At 70.2% G+C, this 6,067-nt stretch carries 9 protein-coding genes; 5 read left to right on the top strand and 4 right to left on the bottom strand.

Annotation, left to right across the window (positions count from 1 at the left end; genetic code table 11):
- Positions 1-1,081 (top strand): efflux RND transporter permease subunit (locus tag VED21_RS00880; RefSeq protein WP_324880413.1); only part of this gene is annotated, 1,081 nt, incomplete at its 5' end.
- Positions 1,082-1,229: 148 nt separating this feature from the next.
- On the opposite strand, the gene VED21_RS00875 is transcribed toward VED21_RS00880, so the two are convergent.
- Together VED21_RS00875 and VED21_RS00870 are read right to left on the bottom strand one after the other, a co-directional pair.
- On the bottom strand, positions 1,230-1,469 hold the full coding sequence (locus VED21_RS00875) for a tautomerase family protein (protein ID WP_324880412.1): 240 nt from the start codon (positions 1,467-1,469) through the stop codon (positions 1,230-1,232).
- Positions 1,470-1,503: 34 nt separating this feature from the next.
- Positions 1,504-1,908, bottom strand: coding sequence for a bacteriohemerythrin (locus tag VED21_RS00870; protein WP_324880411.1), 405 nt, complete (start codon positions 1,906-1,908; stop codon positions 1,504-1,506).
- 190 nt (positions 1,909-2,098) lie between these two features.
- Between VED21_RS00870 and VED21_RS00865 the strand changes: the two genes are divergently transcribed.
- Positions 2,099-2,899, top strand: a complete 801-nt coding sequence (locus tag VED21_RS00865; protein ID WP_324880410.1) for a Fic family protein — start codon at positions 2,099-2,101, stop codon at positions 2,897-2,899.
- A 1-nt stretch (position 2,900) separates the two neighbouring features.
- On the opposite strand, the gene corA is transcribed toward VED21_RS00865, so the two are convergent.
- Positions 2,901-3,872: a magnesium/cobalt transporter CorA gene (gene corA / locus VED21_RS00860; protein WP_324880409.1), complete on the bottom strand. Its 972-nt coding sequence runs from the start codon at positions 3,870-3,872 to the stop codon at positions 2,901-2,903.
- 121 nt (positions 3,873-3,993) lie between these two features.
- Between corA and VED21_RS00855 the strand changes: the two genes are divergently transcribed.
- Entirely contained in the window at positions 3,994-4,452 is a 459-nt protein-coding gene (locus VED21_RS00855; RefSeq protein WP_324880408.1) for a cytochrome c, read from the top strand.
- A 73-nt stretch (positions 4,453-4,525) separates the two neighbouring features.
- Complete coding sequence (locus tag VED21_RS00850) at positions 4,526-4,831, top strand: hypothetical protein (RefSeq protein WP_324880407.1); 306 nt, start codon at positions 4,526-4,528, stop codon at positions 4,829-4,831.
- Between the two features lie 158 nt (positions 4,832-4,989).
- On the opposite strand, the gene VED21_RS00845 is transcribed toward VED21_RS00850, so the two are convergent.
- The gene (locus tag VED21_RS00845) at positions 4,990-5,220 is read right to left on the bottom strand and encodes a hypothetical protein (protein ID WP_324880406.1); all 231 of its coding nucleotides are present in this window, start codon (positions 5,218-5,220) and stop codon (positions 4,990-4,992) included.
- Between the two features lie 259 nt (positions 5,221-5,479).
- Between VED21_RS00845 and VED21_RS00840 the strand changes: the two genes are divergently transcribed.
- The gene (locus VED21_RS00840) at positions 5,480-6,064 is read left to right on the top strand and encodes a hypothetical protein (protein WP_324880405.1); all 585 of its coding nucleotides are present in this window, start codon (positions 5,480-5,482) and stop codon (positions 6,062-6,064) included.
- Positions 6,065-6,067: the final 3 nt, after the last annotated feature.

The raw sequence follows: 6,067 nt of genomic DNA, 5'->3' as shown, positions 1-6,067 counted from the left end.
CCCCGGCATCACCAACCTCGACACCGACCTGAAGCTGAACAAGCCGGAGCTGCGCATCTCCATCGACCGCGACAAGGCGGCCGACCTGGGCATCGACGTGGACACGGTGGGCCGCACGCTGGAAACCTTCCTGGGCGGCCGTCAGGTCACCCGCTTCAAGAAGGAAGGCAAGCAGTACGACGTGATGGTGCAGGTCGCCGGCGTCGACCGCCGCAACCCGGACGACATCGCCTCCATCTACGTGCGCGGCACGCCCAGCGCCGCGGCGGTGGCGGCCGGCCAGACCATGGGCCCCATGGTGTCGCTGGCCAACCTCGTGAAGATCGAGGAGCGGGTGGCGCCCAAGGAGCTGAACCACTTCAACAAGCTGCGCTCGGCCACCATCACCGCCACGCTGGCGCCGGGCTACGCGCTGGGCGAGGCGCTGGCCTACCTCCAGAACGCCGCCGACCGCGTGCTGCCGGCCAGCGCGCAGACCGACTACGCCGGCCAGAGCCGCGAGTTCCGCGAGTCGGCCACGGGTCTCTATTTCGTCTTCGTGCTGGCCCTGGCCTTCATCTATCTCGTGCTGGCGGCGCAGTTCGAGAGCTTCATCGACCCGTTCGTCATCATGCTGACGGTGCCGCTCTCCATGACCGGCGCGCTGGCCGCGCTGCTCTATACCGGCGCCACCATGAACGTGTACAGCCAGATCGGCCTCGTCACGCTGGTCGGCCTGATCACCAAGCACGGCATCCTGATCGTGGAGTTCGCCAACCAGCTCCAGCGCACGGGCGTGAACATCAGGAAGGCGGTGGAGGACGCCGCCGTGCTGCGCCTGCGCCCGATCCTGATGACCACCGGCGCCATGGTGCTGGGCGCGGTGCCGCTGGCCATGGCGCACGGTGCCGGTGCCGAGAGCCGGCAGGCCATCGGCGCGGTGATCGTCGGCGGCATGATGCTGGGCACGCTGCTCACGCTGTTCGTCGTGCCGACCGTGTACAGCTACATCGCCAAGAAGGCGCCCTTCCCCGCCGACGCCGAGCACGACGCCCACGGGCACGGCCACGTCCCGCACGGCGCCCCGCACCCGGCGGAGTGATCAACAGGAGTTGTGTTGGTTGGGTTGAGCGCCAGCGAAAACCCAACGTTCCCCGCTATGCGAAGGACGTTGGGTCCAGACCCAACCTACAGCTCTCCAGCCCCGCTGGGGGAGGGCTGCCCTTCGACGCGGGCAGGCGAACGGAACGTCAGTCTTCCAGCGCAACGCCCGATGGTGCTTGCGCGCGCTGCTCGGCCAGCTTGCGCTTCAATTCAGTGACGGTGACGCCGCCGACGGCGATGTCGTCGTCCGGCAGTTCGTGAATCGATACGAAGAAAAGCTCCTTCGGGATGCCGGTGACCTTCGCGGACACGTCGGTCAGCTGCTGAATCAGCTCGGCCTTGACGTCCTTCTTCAGCGCACCGGCTTCAAATACGATTACGGGCACAGGTCTTTCCTCTGTTTGCGTGGTTGCAGATGCCCTACCCCAGCACGTACGGCTTGTACTGCATGTCGGTGGACTGGATGTGTTCGATCAGCCAGTCCTTCAGCAGCAGGATCAGGTCGATGCGCAGCATCGTCTCGTTGCCGCCGTCGAAGTCGTGGCGCAGCTTCTCCACCTCGTCCACGAAATAGCGGTGCGCCGCCCGGTGCGAGTCGAGGTCGGGGTAGCCGTTGCGCTGCATGAACGCCTCCTCGCGGGAGAAGTGCACGTCCGTGTAGTCGCGCAGGTCGGCCAGGAGCGCGCTCAGCGCCTCCCTGTTGCGCTTCGCCACGCCGTTTTCCAGGAGGCTGTTGAACATGTCGAGCAGGCGCCGGTGGTCCTCGTCCAGGACGTCGACGCCCACGCTCATCTTGTCATCCCAGGCGACGAGTTCCATGGTCATGGTGCTCCCCACGGGCGCTTCTTCGGATGCAGTGTTTGCCAGGCGAACAGTAAAAACCTTCCCAATCGTGCGGGCAAGGCGGCACTGAGCGGCAAATTCCCGCAGGGTCGCCCCGCCGCACCACCAGAGGGCTTCCGGTCGGGGGGCCGAGTTCGCTAAAATTGCACGAAACCTCAGCTGGGACCCGGACATGGCGCTGCTCGACGAGATCTCTGCCAAGAAGCGCGCGCTCGACGCGGCGCGGCCCCTGCCGCCGGAGGTGGTGCACGGCCTCGCCGACTGGTTCGAGCTGGAGCTGACCGTGGCCTGCAACGCCGTCGAGAACGGCGAGCTGACGCGCGACGAGATCATGCGGGTCCTCGACAAGGGGCCGGTGCTGCGCAACCGCCCGCCCGCCGCGCAGCGGCTGGTCGCCAACCACGTGAACGCGCTGCACCTGATGGCGCGGCTGTCCTTCCAGCCGAACGGCGTGGTCACCGAACGCACCATGGCCGCCTTTCACGCCGTTCTCTACCAGGGCATCGACCACACCGCCGGCAAGTACCGCGAGGGGCCGCTGAAGGAAGGGGTCGCCGCCGGCTCGCCCGATCCGGCCAAGGTGCGCGTGTCCATGTCGGCGCTCAGCGGCTGGCTGCGCCGCACCGAGCCGGGTGTGGAGACGGCGCTGGAGACGCACCACCGCTTCATGTCCATCCGCCCCTTCCACGAGGGCAACGCGGCGGTGGCGCTGCTCACCACCAACCTCATCCTCAACCGCGCCGGCTACCCGCCCATCGTCGTCCGCACCGACGACCGCGACTCCTACTTCGACCTGGTGGAGCGCGCCCGCACGGTGGGCGACCGCGGCCCCTACCGCGACCTGATGCTGCGCTTCCTGGACGAGAGCCTGGACGTCTGCCTCGTCGCCTCGGCCCAGGCGATGGCCGGGCGCACCGATGCGGACGACGACGCGGAAACCGGCGCGGAAACCGGCGCCGGCGCCGACGCGTGACCTACAGCCACCCCGTCCGCCGGAAGCGGACGTAGAGCGTCACGCACACCGCGGCGATCACCGCCAGCGTCAGGGGATAGCCGAAGGTCCACTTCAGCTCCGGCATGTGTTCGAAGTTCATGCCGTAGATGCCGGCCACCGCCGTCGGCACGGCCAGGATGGCGGCCCAGGCCGCCAGCTTGCGCGTCACGTCGTTCTGCCGGGCCGAGGCCAGCATCAGGCTGGCCTCGAAGGCGAAGGACAGCTCCTCGCGCAGCGCGTTGATCGCCTCGTTCACCCGGATCACGTGGTCCTGCACGTCGCGGAAGTACGGCAGGATCTCCGGGTCGATCATCGGCAGGTCGAACCGCTCCAGCCGCGAACACACGTCCAGCAGCGGCGAGGCGGTGCGGCGCAGGTCCTCCAGGTCGTGGCGCAGGTCGTGGATGCGCTGCACGTCGCGCTGCTCGGGCGGGCGCATCAGCAACTCCTGCGCCAGCTCCTCGGTGCAGGTTTCCAGCGTGTCCAGCACCGGGAAGTAGCAGTCCACCACGAAGTCCATGATGGCGTAGAGCACGAAGTCCACGCCGTGGCGCAGCATCTTGGGCGAGCTTTCGGCCCGCGCCCGCACCGGCGAGTAGGTCGAGGACGCGCCGTGCCGCACCGACACCACGTAATCCTTGCCGGCGAACACGTGCGTCTCGCCGAAGGCGATGCGGTCGCCGTCCAGCCGGGCGGTGCGCAGCACCAGGAAGACGCTGTCGCCGTACACCTCGATCTTCGGGCGCTGGTGGGCGTGCAGCGCGTCCTCGACGGCCAGTTCGTGCAAGCCGAACTGCTGCTGCACCTGCCGCAGCAGCGCCTCGTCCGGCTCGTGCAGGCCGATCCACACGAAATGCCCGTCGCGCCCGGCCCAGGCGCCCGCCTCCTCGATCGGCACCTCGGCGACATGCCGGCCGTCGACGTAGGCCCGCGAGGCGATGACGTTCCCCATCCGCCCGGTCTCCCCTGTTCATCCGCTGCCGGACTGTAGCGATGCCGCGAACGCGGCGGAAGCCTGCGCGCGCCGCGCCATTGCGCTAGGATCGGCGCGGAACGGAAAGGGGGGAACGCCGATGCGGTACAAGCGCGCGCTGGTCGCGGCGGGGGTGGCTCTGGCGGCGGCCGTGGCGGCGTTGGTGGTGGTGCGGCCGTTCGACCCGCCGGCCCCCGATCCGGGCGACGCCGCGCTGGTGGCCCTGGGCCGGGACGTCTACGCCGCGCACTGCGCCAGTTGCCACGGCACCGCGCTGGAGGGGCAGCCGAACTGGCGCGAGCGCAAGCCGGACGGCATGCTGCCGGCACCGCCGCACGACCCCTCCGGCCACACCTGGCACCATGCGGACGCGCAGCTGCTGGCCATGGTGCGCGACGGCCTCGCCCCCTTCGCCCCGCCCGGCTACCGCGGCGAGATGCCGGCCTTCGCGGACGTGCTGAGCGCGCGCGAGATCGCGGCCGTCGTCGCCTTCATCAAGAGCACATGGCCCGCCGACGTGCGCGAACGCCAGGCCCGCATCTCCGCACAGCAGCGGTGACGATCGCGCCCGTCCCCCTGTTGAAGGGTGGCGCGCCGGAGGCGCCGGCGCGGCAGGAGGGGAAGGGACGACCATGCACCGGACATTCAGGCGAACATTCCTGGCCGCCGCGGCGCTCGCGGCGCTGCTGGCGGGCGGCTGCTCGCAGACGGACCATTACAGCGGCACGGCCGGCTATCCGGGATCCACCGGCCCAGGATCCACCGGCATGCCCTCGGGATCGTCCGCCGCCGCGCCCCTGGAGGGCAGCCGCAGCGGTGTGGAGCGCAGCGGCGGCGGCGTCTCCATCGAGCCCGGCCCCACCGCGCCGGGCGGCATGCAGCCGGGCACACTGACCGGCGACGGCCGCGGCGGCGCCCTGGATGAACCGGGAACCTGACGGGCCGGGAACCCGAGGGAGCAACCGAGGGGGACGAAAAAGTTCGGCTCCGTCCCTGGGCGCAGGCGGCGGAGCCGAGACAAGAGGCCGAAGTTCCCCTGTGTGCGGATGGTTCAACGCACGCCCCGGCTTCCCGGTTCCATCACCCCCTGCCCCAATCACCCCGGTCCCAGGTCGCGGCCGCGGTGGAAGGCGTCGTGCTCGGCCGCCGCGATGGCTTCGGCCAGCAGGCGTTCGAAGTCGCGCTCGGCGACGATCGAGTACAGGTCGATGCGGAAGCTGTCCTGCAGCGCCTGACGCAGGGCCTGCGCGCGCTCCATCGGTGTCATAGTGGCCGGTGTCATGGTGGCCGGTGTCATGGTGGCCGGCGTCATGGCGGCTGGCGTCATGTTCCCTTTCCCCCGCGTCGTTTCCGTGCCGCTGAGAGGTGAGGCCCGGCGGCCCCCGCCACAACCGCCCGTCCGGCGTGGGCTTTGCTGCATTGCGGGGAACCCCACCCTGTCCGGAGGGAGTACGCCCGCACGGCGCGGCGCGGTCCGGCGGGGCGCCGCCGGGCGCGGTGGTACAGGGGGTGGTTTCCGGACCCGCCGCCCACCACCAGATATGTCCCCACCAGATGTGTCCTATGCACGATTGTGGAGGGCGCCCATGTTCGACTCCGGGGAAATCGGCCGCATCACGCCCGACGAGCAGGCCGATGCCCTGCGCACGCTGATCGCGGTGTTCGCCACCTCGGTCGTGCGGCCCGGCCAGAAGCCGCCGCGCAACGCCGTCAGCGCCGAGATCGTCGACATCATCGACGAGGTCCCGCCCGAGCAGGCGGAGGCGGTGGCCCAGCTCTTCACCATGATGGCCATGCGCCTGCGCCGCAAGACGCGCCCGCGCAGCACCATCTTCCGCCAGGCGGTGGAGACGGCCCTGCTGGCGCGCGCCTACCACGGCGCCGCCACGCCGGAAAGCGAGGTGTCCTACGTGGCCGCCGACCGCCCGGCCCTGATCGACATCGACGCCGCCTGCGGCGAGCTGCTGGCCCGCATCGAGCCGGTGCCCGAGGACGACCGCCGCGCCTGGCTGACCGCCGACGTCATCGCCGCCGCCCTGGTGCACGCCGAAAGCGAGCAGCGCCTGGGCGGCCCCGACCGCGACGTGGGCGACATGGCGGTGGCCGAATTCCTCTTGCGCGCCGCCGCCCAGTACCTCGCCGCCACCGGCGAACGGCGGCGAGGCGGGTGACAA

Source organism: Azospirillum sp., from assembly GCF_035627195.1.
Lineage (GTDB): Bacteria > Pseudomonadota > Alphaproteobacteria > Azospirillales > Azospirillaceae > Azospirillum.
Note: the sequence above shows the minus strand (reverse complement) of the source record. Positions and strands in the feature narration are given on the sequence as shown.